Origin of the sequence: Janthinobacterium sp. BJB426 (genome assembly GCF_002735705.1) — a bacterium.
Classification (GTDB): Bacteria; Pseudomonadota; Gammaproteobacteria; order Burkholderiales; family Burkholderiaceae_D; genus Janthinobacterium.
The window spans coordinates 188481-210639 of record NZ_PDZL01000005.1 but is presented as its reverse complement, the minus strand read 5'-3'; the positions used below and the strand labels follow the sequence as shown (position 1 = coordinate 210639).

20 protein-coding genes and 1 other RNA gene are annotated in these 22159 nt (G+C 62.0%); 9 read left to right on the top strand and 12 right to left on the bottom strand.

The genetic code is table 11. The annotated features are described in order from the left end of the window. Nucleotides 1-33: 33 nt before the first annotated feature. From CSQ93_RS10910 to groES, 3 genes are all read right to left on the bottom strand, one after another. Nucleotides 34-510 carry a hypothetical protein gene (locus CSQ93_RS10910; RefSeq protein ID WP_099378051.1) on the bottom strand — a complete coding sequence of 159 codons (477 nt, stop codon included), beginning with the start codon at nt 508-510 and terminating at the stop codon, nt 34-36. Between the two features lie 231 nt (nt 511-741). Then, a complete protein-coding gene (gene groL / locus CSQ93_RS10905; RefSeq protein ID WP_010400981.1) occupies nt 742-2391 on the bottom strand; it encodes a chaperonin GroEL in 1650 nt (549 codons plus the stop codon). Nucleotides 2392-2441: 50 nt separating this feature from the next. After that, nucleotides 2442-2732 carry a co-chaperone GroES gene (gene groES / locus CSQ93_RS10900; protein ID WP_010400979.1) on the bottom strand — a complete coding sequence of 97 codons (291 nt, stop codon included), beginning with the start codon at nt 2730-2732 and terminating at the stop codon, nt 2442-2444. A gap of 534 nt (nt 2733-3266) precedes the next feature. Here groES and CSQ93_RS10895 point away from each other — a divergent pair. The 5 genes from CSQ93_RS10895 (at nt 3267) to CSQ93_RS10875 (ending at nt 5520) form a co-directional block, all read left to right on the top strand. Further along, nucleotides 3267-4013 carry a hypothetical protein gene (locus tag CSQ93_RS10895; RefSeq protein ID WP_099378050.1) on the top strand — a complete coding sequence of 249 codons (747 nt, stop codon included), beginning with the start codon at nt 3267-3269 and terminating at the stop codon, nt 4011-4013. A gap of 156 nt (nt 4014-4169) precedes the next feature. Continuing rightward, nucleotides 4170-4433 (top strand): DUF904 domain-containing protein, encoded by a 264-nt coding sequence (locus CSQ93_RS10890; RefSeq protein ID WP_099378049.1) that lies wholly within the window; start codon nt 4170-4172, stop codon nt 4431-4433. Then, a complete protein-coding gene (locus CSQ93_RS10885; RefSeq protein ID WP_034747344.1) occupies nt 4433-4744 on the top strand; it encodes a cell division protein ZapA in 312 nt (103 codons plus the stop codon). The genes CSQ93_RS10890 and CSQ93_RS10885 overlap by 1 nt, the downstream gene beginning before the upstream one ends. Before the next feature lie 54 nt (nt 4745-4798). Beyond that, nucleotides 4799-4976, top strand: a non-coding RNA gene (gene ssrS / locus CSQ93_RS10880) — 6S RNA. A gap of 79 nt (nt 4977-5055) precedes the next feature. Further along, nucleotides 5056-5520 carry an EVE domain-containing protein gene (locus tag CSQ93_RS10875; protein WP_099378048.1) on the top strand — a complete coding sequence of 155 codons (465 nt, stop codon included), beginning with the start codon at nt 5056-5058 and terminating at the stop codon, nt 5518-5520. Here the strand turns inward: CSQ93_RS10875 and CSQ93_RS10870 are convergent. From CSQ93_RS10870 to CSQ93_RS10860, 3 genes are all read right to left on the bottom strand, one after another. Then, a complete protein-coding gene (locus CSQ93_RS10870) occupies nt 5517-7013 on the bottom strand; it encodes a GGDEF domain-containing protein (protein WP_099378047.1) in 1497 nt (498 codons plus the stop codon). The two genes, CSQ93_RS10875 and CSQ93_RS10870, sit on opposite strands and share 4 nt — an antisense overlap. A gap of 157 nt (nt 7014-7170) precedes the next feature. After that, a complete protein-coding gene (gene lgt, locus CSQ93_RS10865; RefSeq protein WP_099378046.1) occupies nt 7171-8001 on the bottom strand; it encodes a prolipoprotein diacylglyceryl transferase in 831 nt (276 codons plus the stop codon). 79 nt (nt 8002-8080) lie between these two features. After that, nucleotides 8081-8992 carry a LysR family transcriptional regulator gene (locus CSQ93_RS10860; protein WP_099378045.1) on the bottom strand — a complete coding sequence of 304 codons (912 nt, stop codon included), beginning with the start codon at nt 8990-8992 and terminating at the stop codon, nt 8081-8083. Nucleotides 8993-9162: 170 nt separating this feature from the next. Between CSQ93_RS10860 and ilvD the strand changes: the two genes are divergently transcribed. Together ilvD and CSQ93_RS10850 are read left to right on the top strand one after the other, a co-directional pair. Then, nucleotides 9163-11028: a dihydroxy-acid dehydratase gene (gene ilvD, locus CSQ93_RS10855; protein WP_099378044.1), complete on the top strand. Its 1866-nt coding sequence runs from the start codon at nt 9163-9165 to the stop codon at nt 11026-11028. A gap of 222 nt (nt 11029-11250) precedes the next feature. Then, nucleotides 11251-11562 (top strand): c-type cytochrome, encoded by a 312-nt coding sequence (locus CSQ93_RS10850; RefSeq protein WP_034747381.1) that lies wholly within the window; start codon nt 11251-11253, stop codon nt 11560-11562. 21 nt (nt 11563-11583) lie between these two features. Here CSQ93_RS10850 and CSQ93_RS10845 read toward each other — a convergent pair whose 3' ends face one another. After that, complete coding sequence (locus tag CSQ93_RS10845; protein ID WP_099378043.1) at nt 11584-12585, bottom strand: NAD-dependent epimerase/dehydratase family protein; 1002 nt, start codon at nt 12583-12585, stop codon at nt 11584-11586. A 91-nt stretch (nt 12586-12676) separates the two neighbouring features. On the opposite strand from CSQ93_RS10845, the gene CSQ93_RS10840 reads away from it, so the two are divergent. Continuing rightward, the gene (locus CSQ93_RS10840; RefSeq protein WP_099378042.1) at nt 12677-13579 is read left to right on the top strand and encodes a LysR family transcriptional regulator; all 903 of its coding nucleotides are present in this window, start codon (nt 12677-12679) and stop codon (nt 13577-13579) included. 118 nt (nt 13580-13697) lie between these two features. On the opposite strand, the gene CSQ93_RS10835 is transcribed toward CSQ93_RS10840, so the two are convergent. From CSQ93_RS10835 to folD, 5 genes are all read right to left on the bottom strand, one after another. Beyond that, nucleotides 13698-14840 carry a branched-chain amino acid ABC transporter substrate-binding protein gene (locus CSQ93_RS10835; protein WP_070301412.1) on the bottom strand — a complete coding sequence of 381 codons (1143 nt, stop codon included), beginning with the start codon at nt 14838-14840 and terminating at the stop codon, nt 13698-13700. Between the two features lie 250 nt (nt 14841-15090). Then, nucleotides 15091-15465: a hypothetical protein gene (locus tag CSQ93_RS10830; protein WP_099378041.1), complete on the bottom strand. Its 375-nt coding sequence runs from the start codon at nt 15463-15465 to the stop codon at nt 15091-15093. Continuing rightward, nucleotides 15462-15899, bottom strand: coding sequence for a DNA polymerase III subunit chi (locus tag CSQ93_RS10825; RefSeq protein WP_099378040.1), 438 nt, complete (start codon nt 15897-15899; stop codon nt 15462-15464). Before CSQ93_RS10825 ends, CSQ93_RS10830 begins: the two co-directional genes overlap by 4 nt. A gap of 5 nt (nt 15900-15904) precedes the next feature. Continuing rightward, nucleotides 15905-17974 (bottom strand): M3 family metallopeptidase, encoded by a 2070-nt coding sequence (locus CSQ93_RS10820; protein WP_099378039.1) that lies wholly within the window; start codon nt 17972-17974, stop codon nt 15905-15907. Nucleotides 17975-18019: 45 nt separating this feature from the next. Beyond that, entirely contained in the window at nt 18020-18865 is an 846-nt protein-coding gene (gene folD / locus CSQ93_RS10815) for a bifunctional methylenetetrahydrofolate dehydrogenase/methenyltetrahydrofolate cyclohydrolase FolD (protein ID WP_034747393.1), read from the bottom strand. 529 nt (nt 18866-19394) lie between these two features. Here folD and aceE point away from each other — a divergent pair. Next, nucleotides 19395-22091, top strand: coding sequence for a pyruvate dehydrogenase (acetyl-transferring), homodimeric type (aceE, locus tag CSQ93_RS10810; RefSeq protein ID WP_099378038.1), 2697 nt, complete (start codon nt 19395-19397; stop codon nt 22089-22091). Nucleotides 22092-22159 lie beyond the last annotated feature (68 nt).

Genomic DNA, 22159 nt, shown 5'->3' with positions numbered 1-22159 from the left:
GAAAGTAAAGCTTGCGCTACAACGCCGACGTAGTTACTGCGTGGCGACGCGTTGCATGGGCGCGTTGTCCTTGCGCCATTGTTCCAGGCTGATCAGGTCGCCGCTGACGATGTCGTCGACGAGGATGCGCTTGCCATCGGGCGTCACGACAAAGCTTTCCCAGCGGTGCGCCGCATCGGGCGTGCTTTCGAAAAAGCTCAGCTGGTAGCTGGCGACGCCATCGACGAGGCGCGTCTCGGGCGACGTTTCCATCACGGCGCCGTGCGCGCGGCCGCCCGAAGCCTTTTCGATATGCGCCGACCAGGCCTTGATTTCCGGCAAAGCCAGCAAGGCATCGACGGCGTGCGCGTTCTGCTCCGGCGCCGCAGCGTTGCTGCTCGCGGCCGGGGCATTGCCCTCGTGCGGCGCGGACTGCTGGTGCAGGTAGAAAGCGACTAGCCCGGCGGCCAGCAAGCCGGCCAGGATGCCGGCGATGATGGTGGTTTTGGAAGAGGAGGCGCGTGGCGGCATGATGGTGGGCGTGAGAAAGAGGGATGATGGCGGCCATGCTAAAGCAAAATGCACAGGCCGGCAATCGCGGGGCTTGCCAAATCAACAGGCCAACAGGCGAAAAAAAAGCTACCTTCCGTAGAAGATAGCTTTTCGGGGCTGCCGGGGAAGAACAGGCAGCTTTTGGTCTGCTGTTTCTCCCCGGCGTATGCATCCCTGCGCGCCGTCGCCTGCGCGTGGGGATGCCGGACATTACATCATGCCGTCCATGCCGCCCATGCCGCCCATACCACCCATGCCGCCGCCCATGCCGCCGCCTGCTTTGTCGTCAGCGATTTCGCAGACCATGCAGTCGGTCGTCAGCATCAGCGAAGCGATCGAAGCGGCGTTTTGCAGCGCCGAACGGGTCACTTTGGCTGGGTCCAGGACGCCCATTTCAACCATGTCGCCATACGTGCCGTTGGCAGCGTTGTAGCCGTAGTTGCCCGTGCCAGCCAGTACGGCTGCCACGACGACCGAAGCTTCTTCGCCAGCGTTTTGCACGATCATGCGCAGTGGTTCTTCCATTGCGCGCAGGACGATCTTGATACCAGCGTCTTGATCAGGATTGTCGCCCTTGACCGTGATGTTGGCGCGTGCGCGCAGCAGGGCTACGCCGCCGCCTGGCACGATGCCTTCTTCCACGGCAGCGCGGGTCGCGTGCAGTGCATCTTCAACGCGGGCTTTTTTCTCTTTCATTTCGACTTCGGTGGCTGCGCCAACCTTGATCACGGCAACGCCGCCAGCCAGTTTGGCTACGCGCTCTTGCAGTTTTTCACGGTCGTAGTCCGAGGTCGCTTCTTCGATCTGTACACGCACTTGTTTTACGCGTGCTTCGATCGAGGCAGCTTCGCCGGCGCCATCGATAACGATGGTGTTTTCCTTGCCCACTTCGATGCGTTTCGCTTGGCCCAGTTCGGCCAGGGTCACTTTTTCCAGGGTCAGGCCGACTTCTTCAGCGATCACTTGGCCGCCGGTCAGGACAGCGATGTCTTCCAGCATGGCTTTGCGACGGTCGCCGAAGCCAGGGGCTTTCACTGCGCAAGTTTTCAGGATGCCGCGGATGTTGTTCACAACCAGGGTTGCCAGTGCTTCGCCTTCGATGTCTTCTGCGATGATCAGCAGTGGACGGCCAGCTTTTGCGACTTGTTCCAGTACCGGCAGCAGGTCACGGATGTTCGAGATTTTCTTGTCGCACAGCAGGACGAATGGGCTGTCCAGTACGGCAACTTGTTTCTCTGGGTTGTTGATGAAGTATGGCGACAGGTAGCCGCGGTCGAACTGCATGCCTTCAACGATGTCCAGCTCGTCGTTCAGCGACTTGCCGTCTTCAACGGTGATCACGCCTTCTTTGCCGACTTTTTCCATCGCTTCAGCGATACGCTCGCCGATCGAGTAGTCCGAGTTCGCCGAGATCGCGCCAACCTGGGCGATTTCCTTGGTCGTGGTGCAAGGACGGGCGATTTTCGCCAGTTCTTCGACGGTCGCTGCAACAGCTTTGTCGATACCGCGCTTCAGGTCCATCGGGTTCATGCCGGCGGCAACGAACTTCATGCCTTCGCGCACGATGGCTTGTGCCAGCACGGTCGCGGTGGTGGTGCCGTCGCCGGCGTTGTCGCTGGTGCGGGAAGCAACTTCCTTGACCATTTGCGCGCCCATGTTCATGAGCTTGTCTTTGAGTTCAACTTCTTTCGCTACCGATACACCATCCTTGGTGACGGTAGGGGCGCCGAACGAGCGCTCCAGGACCACGTTGCGGCCTTTCGGGCCCAGCGTTACTTTGACTGCGTTGGCGAGGATGTTGACGCCTTCGACCATCTTGGCGCGCGCTGCGTCGCCGAATACTACTTCTTTAGCTGCCATGTTCAATTCTCCTGAGTTTCGGGATGTATCTGTCTACAACGTGGAAACAATTACTTGACGACGATCGCCATGATGTCTTCTTCGCGCATGACCAGCAGCTCATCGCCGTCAACTTTGACGGTTTGGCCGGCGTACTTGCCGAACAGGACGCGGTCGCCCACTTTGACATCCAGAGGACGGACTTTGCCGTCGTCGAGAATCTTGCCATTGCCTACGGCAAGGACTTCGCCTTGATCCGGTTTTTCAGCAGCTGCATCAGGAATGATGAGGCCGGACGCAGTTTTGGTTTCCTGGTCGAGGCGTTTGACGATGACGCGATCGTTCAATGGGCGCAGATTCATACAAAACTCCTTAAAGTTCAATGGATAGGTGTTGCTAAATGAATACATGCCTGGCACAGCGCCAGGCCTGCTTTCAGTGACCGCCGTTGAAAGCAGCCCGCAACGGTCAAGCAAACCCCATGTCATCCTGTCCTTGCCTGTATCCGGCAGTGGTGCATCGCGGCGTCGCCCGCCGCGTAGCGTTCCCTGCAGTGGTCTGGCAAGCACCATCAGTCCTGAGGATTGCTACGAAAGAGTTTGTTAGCACTCTCTACTAACGAGTGCTAATTATAGGGACGGTAGGGGGCTTATTCAAGGGCTTATTCTCCGGGAAGATAAGCATAGACGTTCTGCGCAGCCTGCATTTACGCAGGGTTTGCGCTGGCGCAAGCCTCGTTCCCGGGCGTCAGCAACAGGCGCGACTCTAGCATGCCGTCCGGAGAGGGGGCGTTCCTGTACGCACAGGAAACAGAGTTTGACTATGAAATTTGATAAGATGATTGCAATTGCATATCAATATCGCCTCAGATCACCACTTGCATCAGAAAGCACACCATGCCATTTCCGCCTTCCCGTCCCGCCCTGCGCCTGCTGGGCGCCACCGTCATCGGCCTCGCCTGTCTGGGTAATGCCGCTGCGCAAACGCCCACCATCGCCGACGAAATCACCGTGGCGACCCTGACGCCGCAGGAAAAGGAGATGCTGCTGGGCGATTTGTTCAACGACTTGAACAAGGACGACGACGACCAGGAAGCCCATGTGTGGGACAACGGCGGCGACAGCGGTGTGCTGGTGAAAGTCACGTATAACTTTAGCAACTCGGGCATGACGGAGCACAGCCTGAAGGCGCATGTCTGCCGCGACCTGAAATTCGTCGTCACGGCGGGCGGCAAGTCGCAGGACCTGAGCCGCCGCACCTGTTCGCAGAACAGCGGGAAATGGGATGTGCAGGGCAAGGACCCGGCGCCCGTCGTGTATCCGCCGTTCCTGTCCGACGTCACCATCGCCAAGCTGAATGCAAAAGAACAAGCATCGTTGCTGAAGGCCGCCGTGCGCACCTTGAAAGATGAAGAGGATGGCAAGAGCCGCCAGTGGAGCAACAAGGGACTGGGCAATGCGGTGCCGCTGGCAGTGCGACTGACGCCCTCGCGTACGGACGCCAAACCTGGCAGCTACAGCCGTACTTGCCGCGACTTGACGATGGTGCTTGACGGCAAGGGCGGAGAACAGACGCTGACGCGCCGCTCTTGCGAAAACCGCTATGGCGGCCTCGATATCGAACCCGATTACGTCGACGAGTAAAACGCGGCCATCGCGGCGCTGGCGGATGCGTGCACTTGGCGAAAAGCGCCGGAAAAAGCGTGTATTGTCCGCCAACTGCCCTGCATTGATGTAAATATGTGTGACAGCGGCGTGATTCGATTGACGCCCATGGAGCGTCCGCCCTATAGTGGCGGCATGATTTCCGAATTCAACGAATTATCCGACAAAATAGGCCTGCTGGCCGAAATGACCCATGCGCTGCGCCGTGAGAACGCGCAACTGCGCAAGGACAATGCCGCGCTGGCCGCAGATAACGCGCAGTATGTGCAACGCATGCGCGAGGCGCAGGAGCGGGTGGAAGCGTTGCTGGAAAAAATTCCCGAACTGGTGCAAGCTGGCCTGGAGCAAGCCGCTTCGGAAGCGGGCGCCTATATTGCCGAGAACGAGAAGGAAGCGTAATGCCGCGTGTCGATGTCAATATCATGGGCCAGTCCTACAGCATGGTGTGCCGCGACGGCGAAGAGCGCGCGCTGCGCGAAGCGGCGATCTATCTCGATAGCAAAATGAAGGCCATCCGCGACGCGGGCAAGGTCAAGGGCAACGACCGCATCGCCGTGCTGGCCGCCCTGGGCGTGGCCGCTGAATTCCTTTCCGTGAAGTCGCCGCAAGGTCCGCTGTCGGAATTGACGATACTGGAAGTGAAGCAGAAAATCTCGGCCATGCACACGGTATTGGATAGCGCTCTGACGCCCCAGGAAAACCTTTTTTAAGCGTGCACGCGACGATTTGTCTTTGCGATGCGCGAGCAAAGGAGTAAACTTGGGTCTACCCTGCGGTGTTCGCGATTGCCATATATTCCTTGAACCATTTATGCGCATCGGTTGCGAATTTTGTTTGATGGGAGTGAGCGTCGCTCGTTCGACGAACCCGAAATTGAACTAACGTGACCACCTTGAACCGTTTGGTTCGGGATGCCGGCATAGCGGCACAGGCGGGGCCCAATTTGTAGTACAAAGAAAACGGTTGCAGCATCGATGCGCAACCGTTTTTTTACGCCTGTTGCTTTTGATAGGGAGTGAACATGAAACAATACTGGCTGATGAAATCCGAACCCGATGAAGTGAGCATCGACGACCTGATGGCGGCGCCGCAGCACACCATGCCCTGGTTTGGCGTGCGCAATTACCAGGCGCGCAACTTCATGCGCGATGGCATGCAGCCGGGCGATGGCGTGCTGTTCTATCACTCGAGCTGCCCGCAGCCGGGCGTGGCGGGCGTGGCCGAAGTGGCCAGCGGCGCCTATCCCGATCACAGCCAGTTTGAAGAGGGCGGCAAATACTTCGACCCGAAAGCCACGCCAGAACAGCCGCGCTGGGTCAGCGTCGACGTGCGCGGCGTGAAGAAGACGGCGCTGCTGCCCCTGTCCGAGATGCGCCAGATGCCGGAACTGGAAGACATGCTGCTGCTCAAGAAGGGCAGCCGGCTGTCGATCACGCCCGTGACGCCGGCGCAATGGAAAGTCATTACCGGCAAGCTGACAAGTTAGCCTTCGACCCGGTTGCGACCATTCTGCTTGGCCCGGTACAGGGCCTGGTCGGCAGAGGCCAGCAATTGCTCCGGCGTCTGTCCTGCGTCATTCAGGGCCAGGCCGATGCTGGCCGTCACCAGGCCGCCGCGCGACGGCGCGTGGACGATGGCGGCCGCAGCGATCGCTTCCTGCATCTTGTGCGCCACGGCCAGCGCGCCCACGCGATCGGTGGCGGGCAGGATGGCGGCAAACTCCTCGCCGCCGAAGCGGGCCGCCAGGTCGCTGGCGCGCGGCAGCGCGGAATGCAGGGCGGCCGCGATCTGCACCAGGCAGGCGTCGCCATACGGGTGGCCGAAGCCGTCGTTGAGGCTTTTGAAGAAATCGATGTCGATGATCAGCAGCGCCAGCGCTTGATTGTTGCGTGCGGCGCGCTGCCACTCCAGCTGCAGGGTCTGGTCGAAGCAGCGCCGGTTGGCGATGCCCGTCAAGCCATCCGTCAGCGACAGCTTTTCCAGCTTGTCATGCGCCGCGCGCAAGGCCAGTTCGCTTTGCATGTAGCGGCTTTGCAGGGTGGCCGAGCGCAGCGCGTGGACCAGCAGCGCGACGAACAGCGATGCCGCCGCCAGGTAGAAATGCGCGCGCATGACGGCAAAGCCCAGGCCCAGCAAGGCGGCCGTAAAAAAGATGGGACTGAAATTGTCGATCAGCAGGGTCAGCTTTTGCGGGGTCCGCTGCGCCTGTGCGGTTTCCGTCCCCGTCTGCGCCGCCGTGACACGCGTGGACAGCAGCACCAGCAGCAGGAACGGCAGGCCCGGCAGCACCTCGCTCCAGGCCTCGGTCACGCCATGCAAGGTCAGATAGTTGTATGCTGCCGCGCAGCCCGCATAGCACCATAAAAATACCGTCAGCAACAGATAAAAGCGGCCTTGCCCGCCATCGCGGCGGTGCGCCAGCAGGCGCAGCGAGGCGCAACAGGCCAGGGCCAGGTTTTCCACGTTGTAGGTCAGCACCAGCAGGCTGGCGGGAATCGGTGCGATCGAGCGCTGTTCGAAGGGCGACACGGAAAAGATGGCCGTATAGGCCAGGTAGGCTGCCAGCAGCACTTGCACGGCATCGAGCCACTGCAGGGTGCGCGAGGGATGCTCGTGCGCCACGGACGACATGGCCAGTAACAGGGGCGCGCCATACATGAAATAGGCGAAATCGGAAAAATACGTGGCGTCGGAGGCCACTTGTCCGCTCAGGTCCTGCCAGGCCGACAATATCATGCCCGAGCTCCAGAACAGCATGGCCACGGCGAACAGGGCCCAGCCTGTCCTGGCGGCGCCTGCCGCGCTGACATAGGCGCAGCGGCAACAGGCGGCCAGCGCCAGCAGGGGCGAGACAATGCTGAACGCATAGCTGACCCAGGGGGCGTGCGAGCCGGCCCAGGCCGTCAAGGTCAGCTGGGCCAGCACATAGCCGGCGCCCAGCGCGATCGAGCATGTCAGTTTTTGCCCGGCAGGCGGCATGGCAAGGCACTCCCCGGTGGCGGCACGTGCAAACGATGATACCCAGATGTCAACAGCAAGTCCATTCCATACGGAAATCTTGCTGTTTTTAGGGAAATGTTGCCAGAGGAGGGGAGGGTGGCGCGCCTGCCTGGCGCGCCACCGGGGAACAGCGGTTTTACGTGTTGGCCGGGCGGGCCTTGGTGGGCGGCGTGCCCATTACCTGGCTTTTATACGCCCACACCAGCAGCGCGATGGCGCCGACGATCATCGGCAGGGACAGCATCTGGCCCGAGGTGATCGGCACGCCGAGCCACACGACTTCCCAGTCAGGCGTGCGGAAGTATTCCGTGAAGAAGCGCGCGCAGCCGTACAGCAGGGTGAACATGGCGCCGACGGCCATGCGCGGGCGCTGCTTGCGCGCATACAGCCACAGGATGATGAAGACCAGGATGCCGTCGATCAGCATTTGGTAGAGCGGCGACGGGTGCACGGGATACGGAATGCCTGGCCACTGCATCGCCCACGGCAGGGTGTCCGGCGCGATGCGGCCCGGCAGTTCTGCATTGATGAAGTTGCCCAGGCGGCCGGCCGCGTAGCCGAGCGGCACCAGCGGGGCGATGAAGTCGAGCACGTCGAACAGGTTGCGGCCCGCCTTGCGGCTCCACAGGTACATGGCCAGGATGACGCCGAGGAAGCCGCCATGGAAGGACATGCCGCCATGCCAGACCATGAAGATCTCGAGCGGATTGTGCATGAAGTATTCGGGGCGGTAGAACAGCACTTCGCCCAGGCGCCCGCCGATCACCACGCCCAGCATGCCGTAGAACAGCATGTCATCGAGGTCTTCCTTCTTCCAGCCCAGCACGGCGATATGCGGCTGCTTGATGCGCACGCGGCCCAGGATAATAAACAGGGCGAAGGCCAGCACATACATCAGGCCGTACCAGTGCACGGCGAGCGGGCCGATCTGGATGGCTATCGGGTCGGGCATCGGGTGTATCAGCATGGGGTTTCTTTCTTTGTTTAAAGCCAAGGTTGCGTAGTATGGGGGCGCTGGCGGTTTTTTGCCTTAGCGGCTACTTAATTTAATCGGCGGTCGCGCCGAACTGCTTGCGCAGCAGCGCCAGGAAACCTTGCAGTACGGCGGACGGATTGTCGCGGCGCCAGGCCAGGCCCGTTTCCACCAGCGGCGTGGCGTCCTGCAGCGGCCTGTATTCTACGCCCGGGCGCATCAGATTCGATACCGATTGTGGCACAAGCGCGATGCCCATGCCAGCCGAGACGAGGCTGACGATGGTTTGCATCTGGATCGCTTCCTGGCCGATCTGCGGCGTAATGCCGGCCGCGCGGAACACGCCGAGGATGGCGTCGTGCAGGGCGGGAGAAATGGCGCGCGGGAAAATGATCAAAGGCAGCGACGGCAGGTCGCGCAGGCGCACGGGGCCCGGCGTATTGAGTATGTCGAGGCCGGACGGCGCGGCCAGCACCAGCGGTTCGGCCAGTACGGGCAGGTAGTCGAGCGCCCCTTTCGCCTTTTCTGGCAAGGGCGGGATCAACAGGCCCGCATCCGTGCGCCCGGCCAGCAATTCATCGAGCTGCAGGTCGGAGGTGGCTTCCTGCAGCGCGATCTGCACTTGCGGATAGGCCGTCTGGTAAGCGCGCAGCAGCGGCGGCAGCACGCTGTAGTCGGCCGAGGAAACGAAGGCCAGGCTCAGACGCCCTGCCTCGCCCTGCGCGGCCCGCTGCACCAGCGCGGGTAAATCCTGCGCCTGGGCCAGCAGGCGGCGCGCCTCGGGCAGCAGGGCCGTGCCGGCCGGCGTCAGCTGCACCTCGCGCCGCGTGCGCACGAACAGCGGGGCGCCCAGCAATTCTTCCAGGGCCATGATGGTTTGCGACAGGGGCGGCTGCGTCATGTGCAGCCGCGCGGCGGCGCGGCCGAAGTGCAATTCCTCGGCGACGGTGACAAAGTAGCGCAGCTGGCGCAGTTCAAGGTTCATATGCGTTTCCATGTGGAATAAGTCCTGTGATATGAAAATCGACTCACAGACACGTGCATCATATATTTGACAGTGGGACGCGCGCAAGGCAATCTGACGTACCCCCACTGCATGCAGGGTTTTACTGCAAACCCGCACAGTCAGGCATCAACACTTTTGGAAGGTCCATCATGCCGCAATACCGCTCCCGCACCACCACCCACGGCCGCAACATGGCTGGCGCCCGCGCCCTGTGGCGCGCCACCGGCATGAAGGACGGCGACTTCGACAAGCCGATCATCGCCGTCGTCAACTCGTTCACCCAGTTCGTGCCCGGTCACGTGCACCTGAAGGACCTGGGACAGATGGTGGCGCGCGAAATCGAAGCGGCCGGCGGCGTGGCCAAGGAATTCAACACCATCGCCGTCGATGACGGCATCGCCATGGGCCACGGCGGCATGCTGTATTCGCTGCCGTCGCGCGACCTGATCGCCGACTCCGTCGAATACATGGTCAACGCCCACTGCGCCGACGCCATGGTGTGCATCTCGAACTGCGACAAGATCACGCCGGGCATGCTGATGGCCGCCATGCGCATCAATATCCCCGTCGTCTTCATTTCCGGCGGCCCGATGGAAGCGGGCAAGGTCGTCAAGGTGGTCAACGGCACGCAGAAGATCATCAAGCTGGACCTGGTCGACGCGATGATCAAGGCGGGCGACAGCACCGTATCCGACGCCGACGTGGCGGAAATCGAACGCTCGGCCTGTCCGACCTGCGGCTCGTGTTCCGGCATGTTTACGGCCAACTCGATGAACTGTTTGACCGAGGCGCTGGGCCTGGCCCTGCCCGGCAACGGCACCATCCTGGCCACGCACTCGGACCGCCAGCAGCTGTTCCTGCGCGCGGGCCGCCTGATCGTGGAACTGGCCAAGCGCCATTATGAACAGGACGATTATTCCGTGCTGCCACGCTCGATCGCCACCAAGGCCGCGTTTGAAAACGCCATGGCGCTCGACGTCTCCATGGGCGGCTCGACGAATACCGTGCTGCACTTGCTGGCCGCCGCGCACGAGGCGGAAGTGGAATTCACGATGGCCGACATCGACCGCATCTCGCGCAAGGTACCGTGCCTGTGCAAGGTCGCGCCGATGACGGACAAATACCATATCGAAGACGTGCACCGCGCCGGCGGCATCGTGGGCATCCTGGGCGAACTGGCGCGCGCCGGCCTGCTCAACACGACCCTGCCGACCATCCACGCGCCGACTTTGGCCGACGCCATTGCGCAAAACGACATCATGTGCACCGACAATCCGGCCGTGCATGAATTGTTCCGCGCCGCACCGGGCGGCGTGCCGACGCAGACGGCGTTCTCGCAGTCCGAGCGTTTCGCGGCTGTCGACACGGATCGCAGCACGGGCTGCATCCGCGACAAGGCGCATGCCTATTCGCAGGATGGCGGCCTGGCCGTCTTGTACGGCAACCTGGCCGAAAAGGGCTGCATCGTCAAGACGGCAGGCGTGGATGAAAGCATCTTGAAATTCTCGGGCAAGGCGCGCGTGTTCGAAAGCCAGGACGCGGCCGTCGCTGCCATCCTGGAAGATACCGTGCATGAAGGCGACGTCGTCATCATCCGCTACGAAGGCCCGAAAGGCGGTCCCGGCATGCAGGAAATGCTGTACCCGACTTCGTACATCAAGTCCAAGGGCCTGGGCAAGGCGTGCGCGCTGTTCACGGACGGGCGCTTCTCGGGCGGTTCCTCGGGCCTGGTGATCGGCCACGCCTCGCCGGAAGCGGCTGAAGGCGGCGCCATCGGCCTGGTGGAAGAGGGCGACTTTATCGACATCGACATCCCCGAGCGCACGATCAACCTGCGCGTCACGGATGCGCAGCTGGCCGCGCGCCGCGCCGCCATGGAAGCGAAGGGCGATGCTGCCTGGCTGCCCGTCAACCGCGAGCGCTATGTGTCGCAGGCGCTGCAGGCCTATGCAGCCCTGACGACGTCGGCCGACCGGGGCGCCGTGCGCGATCTGTCGCAGTTGAAGAAACGCTGATTTGTTGTGTAAGTGCGACGGCCGGCCCCGATCCACTGCGCGGGGCCGGCTGTCGTTACATCGCCTTACAAACAACATGGTCATGCGCGTGCAGTTGGGGCAGAATGTGAGTGCCTGATACAAGGACATTGCGTTACTACATTGAAACGCTTGATCTGGGCTCGTGGTGCATCTGCGGAAACACAGTAAAATGCCGCAGGAAGTAACTTTGGAGAAAAGACAATGAAACGTTTTATGTTGGTGAGTGTATTGACCGTATCGGCTCTGGCATCGCAAGCAGCGTTGGCCAATCCGGATCTGGCGAAAGCAAAGAACTGCATGGCTTGTCACGCGGTGAGCACGAAACTGGTGGGCCCTGCGTTCAAGGACGTGGCTGCCAAGTACGCTGGTCAGAAAGACGCGGAAAACAAGCTCGTGGCGAAAGTCATGAAAGGCGGTTCCGGCACCTGGGGCGCGATCCCGATGCCAGCGAACCCGCAAGTGAGCGATGCTGAAGCCCACACCCTGGTCAAATGGGTGCTGGCACAGAAATAATCTGTGCCGTAGTACCTGCAATCAGCGCGCCGGCAATCCCGGCGCATTTTTTTTGCCCGCTGCCTTTTGCAGATTCCCCATGCCCTCCAATGTCGCCCGCACGGCCTCGTCGAGCGGCGTATGCGGCTCCTGGCCGAGCACGGCCAGCAGCCGCGCATTCTCCATGGATAGAGGCGTTTGCCACAGATAGCGCATCTCGCGCATTTCGCGCAGGGTTGCCACGAACGGCGACGCCAGCGTCATGAGCCACCATGGAAAGCGCCGGATGACGGGCGCAGCTCCTGTCGCCTGTTTTACCACGCGGGCAATCGCTCCCGTCATTTGCCTGCCGTCGTGGTCCCAGTGCCCGGCCAGGTGAAAGCGTGAGAATGCGGGCAAGGTGGCGCGCATGGCTAGCAATTGCAGCATCGTGCGCGCCACGTCGGGCAGGTAGGACCACTGGTGACCCACGCCGGGCGCGCCCGGATACAGCACACTGCGCACGGGCTGGCCCGGTTTCACGAGGCCCTGCGAAAACCAGTTGTTGCCGGCGCGGGGGCCGAAGAAGTCGCCCGCGCGCACGATGATGACCCTGGCGCCCTGCGTGCTGGCCCGTTCCAGCCGCGCTTCCAGTTCCACGCGGATGGCGCCCTTGCGCGTGAGCGGATGCTGCGGCGCGTCTTCCGCCAAGACTGGAAAGGCGTCGGGACCGAAGTTGTACACGGTGCCCGGCAGCACGATGGTGGCGTTTTCGGCGATGGCCGCGGCAATCGTATTGTCGAGCATGGGCAGCACCAGCTGGCCCCAGTGGCGGTAGCCGGGCGGGTTGACGGCGTGCACGATGACGGCGCAGCCCCTGGCAGCGGCCAGCACGTCCGTACGCGACAGCGCGTCGCCGCGCAGCCATTCAACGCCGTCGCCGCATGGCGATGGCAGCTCTCCCCGCGTCAAGGCGCGCACCTGCCAGCCCGCCGCCAGGAGCTGGCGCACCATCTCGCCGCCGATGCCGCCCGTGGCGCCCAGTACCAATACTGTTTTGTCCATATTGTCCTCCGTGTGGTTGATGAGACCAGTATCTGCCGCGCAAGGCTAATTGGGAATTGACGAACATCGAATACGGGCTATACATTTATGTATGACTACTTCCATTGCCTGGGAATACTACCGTTCGCTGCTGGCCGTGCTGAAGCACGCCTCGCTGTCCGGCGCGGCACGCGCGCTGGGCATCACGCAACCCACCGTCGGCCGGCATATCGCCGCGCTGGAGCAGGCGCTGGGTGCGACCCTGTTTACGCGCTCCCAACTGGGCTTGCTCCCCACGGAAGTGGCGCTGGCGCTGCGGCCCCATGCGGAAACCATGGAGCACACGGCGGCCCTGATGGAGCGCGCCGCCAGCAGCCAGGGGCAGGGCGTGGCCGGTGTCGTGCGCATCGCGGCCAGCGAAGTGGTGGGCGTGGAAGTGCTGCCGCCGATCCTGGCCCGCCTGCGCGCGCGCCATCCGGGCTTGACCATTGAATTGGTATTGAGCAACAAGGTGCAGGATTTGCTGCGCCGGGAAGCGGACATCGCCGTGCGCATGTTGCGGCCCCGCCAGGAGCAGCTGGTGGCGCGCAAGGTGGGCGAGATCGAACTGGGCCTGCATGCGCACGCGGATTACCTGGCGCGGCACGGCACGCCGCTGGCACTGGCCGACCTGGCGCAACATGCCGTCATCGGCTACGACGAGGCGAGCCCCTTCGTGCGCAACGCGGGCGCGGCTTTCAACGGATTTACGCGGGAAAATTTTGCCTGGCGCAGCGACAGCGACCTGGCGCAACTGGCCCTGATACGGGCGGGCGCAGGCATCGGCGTGTGCCAGGCGGGGCTGGCGGCGCGCAATCCGGCCCTGCGGCGCGTGTTGCCGCAAGCGTTTGCGCTACCGATGGAAACCTGGATTACCATGCATGAAGACTTGCGCGGCAGCCTGCGCTGCCGCGCCACCTTCGACGCGCTGGCCGAAGGCTTGCAGGCTTACGTGGCCGGACAGCAAGAACCGTAGCGAGCGGATGTGAGGCTCGGCGCCCCCGTTGGGCTAAGAAGCGGAGCTGTGCGAATGCACGGGGCCGCCGAGGCAGTGAGCATCGCAGGCCGCAAATCGCACCGCGCAGTAGGTTCTATTATTTGACGACTTCCATCTTGGTCTTCTTGCCGTCACGGTAAGTGAACAAGGTCAGCGCGCCGTCCTTGATGTCGCCGTTGGCGTCGAACGAGATCGGGCCCGTCACGCCCTGGTAGTGCACCTTGGCCAGGAACGGCAGGTAGACGGACGGTTTCGACGATTTCGCGTCGGCCATGGCGGTGGCCATGGTCATCACGGCGTCATAGACGTATGGCGCGTACAGCTGCACTTCCATATTGTATTTCTGCTTGTAGCGGGCGCGGAAGTCGTCCATGCCTTTTTGCTGCGCGCCCGTCACGCCGCCCGCTTCCGCGCAGGTGACCATGTCTTCGCCCACGGCGTCGCCCGCCAACTTGCCCAGCGGTTCCGTGCACAAGCCGTCGCCGCCCATGAACTTGGCCTTGATGCCCAGCGCCTTCATCTGGCGCAGCATGGGGCCGCCCACGGAATCCATGCCGCCAAAGAAGATCAGGTCAGGATTTTTCGACTTGATGCTGGTCAAAATGGCGTTGAAGTCCGTCGCGTTGGCATTGGTAAATTCCTTGCCGACGATTTGCACGCCAGGCGCTGCTTTCTTGGCACCCTTGACGAACTGTTCCGCAACGCCCTGGCCGTAGGCCGTGCGGTCGTCGATGACGGCGATTTTCTTCGCTTGCAGCTTGCCCACGGCATATGCGCCCAAAGTTCCCCCCAGCTTGTTGTCATTGGCCACGACGCGGAAGGCCGTGTTGAATTTCTGCTGGGTGTACGTCGGGTTGGTGGCGGCCGGCGAAATCTGCGGAATGCCGGCATTGAAGTAAATGCGCGAGGCAGGAATCGTCGTGCCCGAGTTCAGGTGGCCGACGACGCCGTTGACCTTGGCATCGACCAGCTTTTGCGCCACGGCCGTGCCCTGCTTGGGATCGGCTGCGTCATCTTCGGGCACCAGCACGAATTTCACGGCTTTGCCGTCGATCTTGAAGCCTTTGGCGTTCAAGTCCTCGATGGCCATCTTGGCCGCGTTCTCGTTATCCTTGCCCAGGTGGGAGCTGGCGCCAGAGACCGGGGCGACGTGGCCGATCTTGATGATTTCCTGTGCGCCTGCATGGCCGGCAAAGGCGAGGGCGAGGGCGAGAGGAAGGACTTTGGTCTTGAGCAGCATAAACATTCTCCAATGGATAAAGATACGGCGGCGTCTCGTGAAAACCGCTTCGAGGGGCGGTACGTGTGAAGAAAGGTACAACAAAAAACAGGCGGAGCAAAGCCGCATTTCGGGCTTTTTACATTTTGTCGCAACAATCACCAAAGTGAGGCGCGATGCACCGATTTCGCAGGCGCGAGCGCACCAAAGAATGGCGTTGGAAGGAAGAATAGGGTAGGTCGGGTTGGCGCGCAGCGCGTAACCCGATTGCTCAGGACTGTGCGGGAGGGTGCAAATGCCCGAGCTCGTGGCTCACCGCATGGGCCACGATCTGTTCCAGCGACTGCTGCAAATCTTCGCGCAGGGCGCCGCGCATGCCGATCAGGGCGTTTTGCAGGGCTGTTTGCAGGACGTGGGCGATGCGCTCTTCCAGCAGATGGTCGATCTTGCCCTGCACCTGATGCAGGATGCGCTGCGTCAGCCGCTGTTCGATGGCGTCCCAGTCGGGCTGGACTACGCCAGGTGGCAACGCCGGCGCTGCCTCGATGGCAGGCGCCGCCGCAACTGGTGCCGCTTCCGTCACCTCCGGCCCCAGCAGCACCTCCGTCAGCAGGGGGATGCCCTGGTCGAATGGCTGCTGGCTCATTGTTTGTCCACTGAGTTCCCTGCCACGAAGTGGGTCGGTTGCACGTTTTGCTGGCGGTAGTGCAGGAAGCGTTGGCGGCCCGCCTGCGCATCCTGTTCATCCATGGAAACGATCTCGAACACGCGCTGGAACTGCGCGTAATTGACGGGCGGCAACTGCGACAGGTTGACGAGGATGTCGTGATGCGGCACCTCCGCCGCCGGGTCATCGGTCAGGATGATGGGCGTTTGCGCCGCCAGCGGATCGCCGGCCAGCACGTGCGGCAGGAAATCCGTGGCGGAAATGGTCCACATGGCGCTGTTCAAGGCGTCGAGCTGGGCGCCGTCTTGCGCCAGCACGACGACCTTGTTGCCAGCCATATAGGCCTTGCGCGCCAGGCGGCAGGCGTAGGCCAGCTTGTCCGGCACGTTGCTGTGAAAATCGACGCGGCTCATGGCGATCAAGCGGCCATGCCGCTGTGGCGCAGCAGGGCGTCGATCGACGGTTCGCGGCCGCGGAAGGCCGTGAACGATTCCAGCGCAGGGCGCGAGCCGCCGACGGACAGGATTTCCTGCAGGTAACGCTTGCCTGCTTGCGCGGTGGCGGCCGGTCCCAGCGCCCTGGCCTCTTCAAACGCCGCATAGGCGTCGGCGGACAGCACCTCGGCCCACTTGTAGCTGTAGTAGCCGGCCGCGTAGCCGCCGGCAAAGATATGCCCGAAGGCATTCTGGAAGCGGTTGAACGGGGGCGGGATGAGCAGCGAAAACTGGGCGCGCACGCCGTCGATCAGCTGCTGCACGCTCTGGCCCGTGCTGGCATCGTAGTCATAGTGTAAATGCATGTCCAGCAAGGAGAACTCCACCTGGCGCAGGGTTTGCAGGCCGGACTGGAAATTCTTGGCGGCCAGCATCTTGTCGTACAGCGCGCGCGGCAGCGGTTCGCCCGTGACGGCATGCGCCGTCATGTGTTCGAGCACTTCCCATTCCCAACAGAAGTTTTCCATGAATTGCGATGGCAGTTCCACGGCATCCCATTCGACGCCGGAAATGCCCGACACGCCCAGTTCGTCGACGACGGTGAGCATATGGTGCAGGCCGTGGCCGAATTCGTGGAACAGGGTGATCACTTCATCGTGCGTGAACAGGGCAGGCTGGGCCTTGCCATCGACGATGGCCGGTTCCGTGAAATTGCAGGTCAGGTAGGCGATCGGCGTTTGCACATGTTGCGCATCGGCACGGCGGCCGCGCGCGTCGTCCATCCAGGCGCCGCCGCTTTTGCCCGCGCGCGCATACAGGTCCAGATAGAACTGGCCGACCAGCTTGCCGTCGCGCTCTATGCGGTAAAAACGCACATCCTTGTGCCAGACGGGCGCCGTATCGGGCTTGATTTCGACGCTGAACAGGTTCTGGATCTGGCGGAACAGGCCGTCGATCACCTTGTGCTCAGGGAAATATTGTTTGACTTCCTGGGCCGAGAACGCATAGCGGCGCTCCTGCAGCTTTTCGGAAGCGTAAGGCACGTCCCACGCTTGCAGCTCGGCGATGCCCAGTTCTTCGCGGGCGAATTGTTTCAATTCGGCCAGATCCTTCTCGGCGAACGGGCGCGCGCGTTTGGCCAGGTCTTCCAGGAAGGCAATGACTTGCGCGGGCGAGGTGGCCATTTTGGAGACGAGCGACACTTCGGCGAAGTTGCCGTAGCCGAGCAGTTTTGCCTCTTCGTCGCGTAATTGCAACAAGGTGACGATGTTGTGCGTATTGTCCCAGTCCTCTTTTTTGCTGAAGACCTCGCCCTGGTCCGACGCCTTGGTGGCGTTGGCGCGGTAGATGGTTTCGCGCAGGGCGCGATTGTCGGCAAATTGCAGGATCGGGTAGTACGACGGGAAGTGCAGCGAGAATTCATAGCCTTGCTTGCCGGCTTTTTCGGCGGCGGCGCGCGCGGCGGCCTTCACGTCGTCGGGCAGGCCGGCCAGGTCGGCTTCATTGTCGACCAGCAACTTGTAGTCATTGGTGGCGTCAAGCACGTTTTCAGAAAAACGCGTCGAGACGGCCGCGTGTTCTTCCTGGATGGCGCCAAAGCGCTCTTTCTTGTCCTCGGGCAACTCGGCGCCGCCGAGGCGGAAGTCGCGCACGGCGTTGTCGACGATGCGACGGCGCGCCGGCGACAGGCTGGCGAAATCGGCGCGGGCCTGCAATTGCTTGTATTTGCCGAACAGGATTTCGTTCTGGCCCAGCTCGGTCCAGAATTCCGTCACCTTGGGCTGGTTCGCATTGTAGGCGGCGCGCAGCTCGGGCGTATCGATCACGCTATTCAAGTGGTTGACGATGCTCCAGGCGCGGCCCAGGGTTTCGGCGATCTGGTCCTGGGGCGCGACGAAGTTTTCCCAGCTCACTTCTTCCATGGGCGCTTCCAGCTGCGCCACCGTGGCGCGCGCCTGGGCCAAGAGGGTATCGATGGCAGGCGTGACATGCTCGTGCGTGATCGCGTCGAAGCGTGGCAGTCCGGAAAAATCAAGCAGGGGATTGGTAGTCATCGTCAGTTCCATATTAATAAGGCGGCAATGCCGCCCCGGTGATTCTTAAATGCGCTCGGCGGCCTCTACCGTGTTCATCAGCAACATAGTGATCGTCATCGGACCCACGCCACCCGGTACGGGGGTGATGTGGGACGCGACTTCTTTCACGCCAGCAAAATCCACGTCACCGCACAGCTTGCCTTCATCGTCGCGGTTCATGCCCACGTCGATAACGATGGCGCCCGGCTTGACCATATCGGCCGTCAGGGTGTTGCGGCGGCCGACGGCGGCCACGACCACATCCGCCTGGCGCGTGTACAGGCCCAGGTCCGGCGTCGCACTATGGCAGATGGTGACGGTAGCGTTCGCTTGCAAGAGCAGCAGGGCCATCGGCTTGCCGACCGTGTTGCTGCGGCCGATGACGACGGCGTGCTTGCCGCGCAAGTCGACGCCCGTGCTTTCGATCAGTTTCATGCAGCCATACGGTGTGCACGGGCGGAAGCCGGGCAAGCCCGTCATCAGTTCGCCGGCGCTCAGGACGGAATAGCCGTCCACGTCTTTCGTCGTGGCGATCGCTTCGATGACCTTGTGCGGGTTGATGTGTTTAGGCAAGGGCATTTGCACGAGGATGCCGTGGATGGCAGGGTCGGTATTCAGGCTGGCGATACGCGCCAGCAAGTCCGCTTCGGACAGATCCGCTTCATATTTCTCCAGCACCGAGTGGAAACCCACGTCGCCGCACGCCTTGACCTTGTTGCGGACGTACACCTGGCTGGCCGGGTCTTCGCCGACGAGAATCACGGCCAGGCCGGGCTGGGTGCCCTTGGCCGTGAGGGCGGCGGCGCGCGTGGCGATCTCGCTGCGCAGTTTTTGGGAGAGGGCGATTCCGTCGATCAGTTGTGCTGGCATGGTAGGGAGGCTGTGTGGGAGGGAAAAGACAGATTATAAAGCCGGGCGGCGCAAAGGGGCGGTTTTGGCTATGTAAAGGCGTGACAACAGCGGGCCGGAGACGCGGGCCTGAGAAAATGCCGATGGCGGCGTTGCAGCTCCTTGCCGTACTGGCGTACTGTCTGCGTCGCCGCGCCTTGCCATCGACATTTTTCAGGCCCGCTTGGCCCGGCATGCCTGTGCGGACGACTGGGGTGTTAATTCGGTTTGCTGGTGTGCTGGTGGCGTAGGGGCGCAAGGGCCTGTGGGTTTTATGGCGCCGTTTTTGGCACTTTGATCACGCTAATTTCCGAACAGAATTTGCGGCAGTGCAGCATAAATTTCATAGGGTAATTTCATAATATGAAATGCTATATCGTAATTTGAAAAATAGTAAATACGCTGTTAGAATCCCCACACTAAACCGACTTAATAGTAAATAATCAGCGAAATACCGTCCGACAGCGATCCGGAAAATCGGGGTGGGGCGTTCACAAAGGAGACTCAACAGATGTCAGCTCAACTGAACCAGGTAACGACACAGATCGGCACCGACCCGGATATGCAGGAAACCAAGGAGTGGCTGGACGCGCTCGAAGCCGTTCTGGAAAATGAAGGCCCGGAACGCGCGCATTACCTGATGGAGCGCATGGTTGACCTGGCCCGCCGCCGCGGCGCCCAGATCCCGTTCTCCAGCACCACCGCCTACGTCAATACCATCCCCACCAAGCAAGAAGCACACTGTCCCGGCAACCTGGAATACGAAGAGCGCCTGCGTTCGTGGATGCGCTGGAATGCCATGGCCATGGTCGTCAAGGCCAACCGCGCCGACGGCGACCTGGGCGGCCACTTGTCCTCGTTCGCATCGCTGGCGAACATGCTGGGCATCGGTTTCAACCACTTCTGGCACGCGCCAACGGCCGACCACGGCGGCGACCTGCTGTACATCCAGGGCCACTCCTCGCCCGGCGTCTACGCGCGCGCCTTCCTCGAAGGCCGCTTGAGCGAAGAGCAAATGCTGAACTTCCGCAAGGAAGTCGACGGCAAGGGCCTGTCCTCGTACCCGCATCCTAAATTGATGCCTGACTTCTGGCAGTTCCCGACCGTGTCGATGGGCCTGGGCCCGCACATGGCGATCTACCAGGCGCGCTTCCTGAAGTACCTGCACGCACGCGGCATCGCGAAAACCGACAACCGCAAGATCTGGGCCTTCTGCGGTGATGGCGAGATGGACGAGCCGGAATCGCTGGGCGCGATCGGTCTGGCCGCACGCGACATGCTCGACAACCTGGTCATCGTGGTCAACTGCAACCTGCAGCGCCTGGACGGCCCCGTGCGCGGCAACACCAAGATCATCCAGGAGCTGGAAGGCGAATTCCGCGGCGCCGGCTGGAACGTCGTCAAGGTCATCTGGGGTCCGGGCTGGGATGCCCTGCTGGCGCAAGACAAGGAAGGTATCCTGCAGCGCGTCATGATGGAAACCGTGGACGGCGAATACCAGAACTACAAGGCGAAAGACGGCGCCTACGTGCGCAAGCACTTCTTCGGCAAGCATCCGAAGCTGCTGGAAATGGTTGCCAACATGACGGACGACGACATCTGGCGCCTGACCCGTGGCGGCCACGATCCGCACAAGATCTACGCGGCCTTCAAGATCGCCCAGGAGCACAAGGGCCAGCCTACCGTCCTGCTGGTGAAAACCATCAAGGGCTACGGCATGGGCAAGTCCGGCGAAGCGCGCAACACGGCGCACCAGACGAAAAAACTGGACGACGAAGCCATCCGCGAAATGCGCGACCGCTTCTCGCTGCCTATCCCTGACGACAAGCTGGCCGACATCCCGTTCTTCAAGCCAGCCGACGACGCGCCGGAAATGGTCTACCTGCACGAGCGCCGCAAGGCCCTCGGTGGCTACCTGCCGCAGCGCCGCCAGAAGTCGGAAGAAACCCTGCCGGTGCCTGGCCTGGACGCCTTCAAGAACGTGCTGGAAGCGACGCCGGAAGGCCGCGAAATCTCGACCACGCAAGCCTTCGTGCGCGTCATCTCGACCCTGCTGAAAGACCCGAACCTGGGCCAGCGCGTGGTGCCTATCCTGGTCGATGAATCGCGTACCTTCGGCATGGAAGGCCTGTTCCGCCAGATCGGCATCTACAACCCGAAAGGTCAGTTGTACGAGCCGGTCGACAAAGACCAGGTCATGTACTACCGCGAAGACAAGGCTGGCCAGATCCTGCAAGAGGGCATCAACGAAGCGGGCGGCATGAGCTCGTGGATCGCCGCAGCGACGTCGTACTCGACCAACGACCGCATCATGATCCCGTTCTACACCTTCTACTCGATGTTCGGCTTCCAGCGCATCGGCGACCAGGTATGGGCTTCGGCCGACATGCGCGCCCGTGGCTTCCTGATGGGCGGCACGGCTGGCCGTACGACCCTGAACGGCGAAGGCTTGCAGCACGAAGATGGCCACAGCCATATCTTTGCCGCGACCATCCCGACCTGCATGCCGTACGATCCGACCTTCAGCCATGAAGTCGCCGTCATCATCCAGGACGGCCTGCGCCGCATGATCGCCAACCAGGAAGATGTGTTCTACTACATCACGATCATGAACGAGAACTACGCCCAGCCAGGCATCAAGCCAGGCCAGGAAGAAGGCATCCTGAAAGGCATGTACAAGCTGCAGGAAGGCCAGGCTGACGCCAAGCTGCGCGTACAGCTGATCGGTTGCGGCACCATCCTGCGCGAATCGATCTTCGCCGCCGAGCTGTTGCAAAACGACTGGGGCGTGGCAGCGGACGTGTGGTCGGCACCGTCGCTGACCCTGGTGGCCCGCGATGGCCAGGATGCGGAACGCTGGAACATGGTCAACCCGTCGAAAGAGCAGCGCGTGCCTTACGTGACGTCGCTGATGCAGGACACGGACGGCCCGATCGTCGCCACGACCGACTACATGCGCGCGTTTGCAGAACAGATCCGCGCCTTCATGCCGAAGGGCCGCACTTATAAAGTGCTCGGTACCGATGGCTTTGGCCGCTCGGACAGCCGCGCCAAGCTGCGCGAGTTCTTCGAAGTGAACCGTTATTATGTCACCGTGGCCGCGCTCAAATCGCTGGCTGACGAAGGCAAGATCGACGTGTCGGTGGTGGAGCAGGCGATCGCCAAGTACGGCATCGACGCGAACAAACCGAATCCGGTGACCCAGTAATCGTTGTGCGGACCCGATGATGCCAGGGCGGTGCGAAAGTGCCGCCCTGGCGTGTGTGCGGGTCCATC

Bases quoted from the DNA above. Each gene is read 5' to 3' on its own strand.
- CSQ93_RS10910 (WP_099378051.1), bottom strand. From the start codon at position 510: ATGCCGCCACGCGCCTCCTCTTCCAAAACCACCATCATCGCCGGCATC.
- groL (WP_010400981.1), bottom strand. From the start codon at position 2,391: ATGGCAGCTAAAGAAGTAGTATTCGGCGACGCAGCGCGCGCCAAGATG.
- groES (WP_010400979.1), bottom strand. From the start codon at position 2,732: ATGAATCTGCGCCCATTGAACGATCGCGTCATCGTCAAACGCCTCGAC.
- CSQ93_RS10895 (WP_099378050.1), top strand. From the start codon at position 3,267: ATGCCATTTCCGCCTTCCCGTCCCGCCCTGCGCCTGCTGGGCGCCACC.
- CSQ93_RS10890 (WP_099378049.1), top strand. From the start codon at position 4,170: ATGATTTCCGAATTCAACGAATTATCCGACAAAATAGGCCTGCTGGCC.
- CSQ93_RS10885 (WP_034747344.1), top strand. From the start codon at position 4,433: ATGCCGCGTGTCGATGTCAATATCATGGGCCAGTCCTACAGCATGGTG.
- CSQ93_RS10875 (WP_099378048.1), top strand. From the start codon at position 5,056: ATGAAACAATACTGGCTGATGAAATCCGAACCCGATGAAGTGAGCATC.
- CSQ93_RS10870 (WP_099378047.1), bottom strand. From the start codon at position 7,013: ATGCCGCCTGCCGGGCAAAAACTGACATGCTCGATCGCGCTGGGCGCC.
- lgt (WP_099378046.1), bottom strand. From the start codon at position 8,001: ATGCTGATACACCCGATGCCCGACCCGATAGCCATCCAGATCGGCCCG.
- CSQ93_RS10860 (WP_099378045.1), bottom strand. From the start codon at position 8,992: ATGAACCTTGAACTGCGCCAGCTGCGCTACTTTGTCACCGTCGCCGAG.
- ilvD (WP_099378044.1), top strand. From the start codon at position 9,163: ATGCCGCAATACCGCTCCCGCACCACCACCCACGGCCGCAACATGGCT.
- CSQ93_RS10850 (WP_034747381.1), top strand. From the start codon at position 11,251: ATGAAACGTTTTATGTTGGTGAGTGTATTGACCGTATCGGCTCTGGCA.
- CSQ93_RS10845 (WP_099378043.1), bottom strand. From the start codon at position 12,585: ATGGACAAAACAGTATTGGTACTGGGCGCCACGGGCGGCATCGGCGGC.
- CSQ93_RS10840 (WP_099378042.1), top strand. From the start codon at position 12,677: ATGACTACTTCCATTGCCTGGGAATACTACCGTTCGCTGCTGGCCGTG.
- CSQ93_RS10835 (WP_070301412.1), bottom strand. From the start codon at position 14,840: ATGCTGCTCAAGACCAAAGTCCTTCCTCTCGCCCTCGCCCTCGCCTTT.
- CSQ93_RS10830 (WP_099378041.1), bottom strand. From the start codon at position 15,465: ATGAGCCAGCAGCCATTCGACCAGGGCATCCCCCTGCTGACGGAGGTG.
- CSQ93_RS10825 (WP_099378040.1), bottom strand. From the start codon at position 15,899: ATGAGCCGCGTCGATTTTCACAGCAACGTGCCGGACAAGCTGGCCTAC.
- CSQ93_RS10820 (WP_099378039.1), bottom strand. From the start codon at position 17,974: ATGACTACCAATCCCCTGCTTGATTTTTCCGGACTGCCACGCTTCGAC.
- folD (WP_034747393.1), bottom strand. From the start codon at position 18,865: ATGCCAGCACAACTGATCGACGGAATCGCCCTCTCCCAAAAACTGCGC.
- aceE (WP_099378038.1), top strand. From the start codon at position 19,395: ATGTCAGCTCAACTGAACCAGGTAACGACACAGATCGGCACCGACCCG.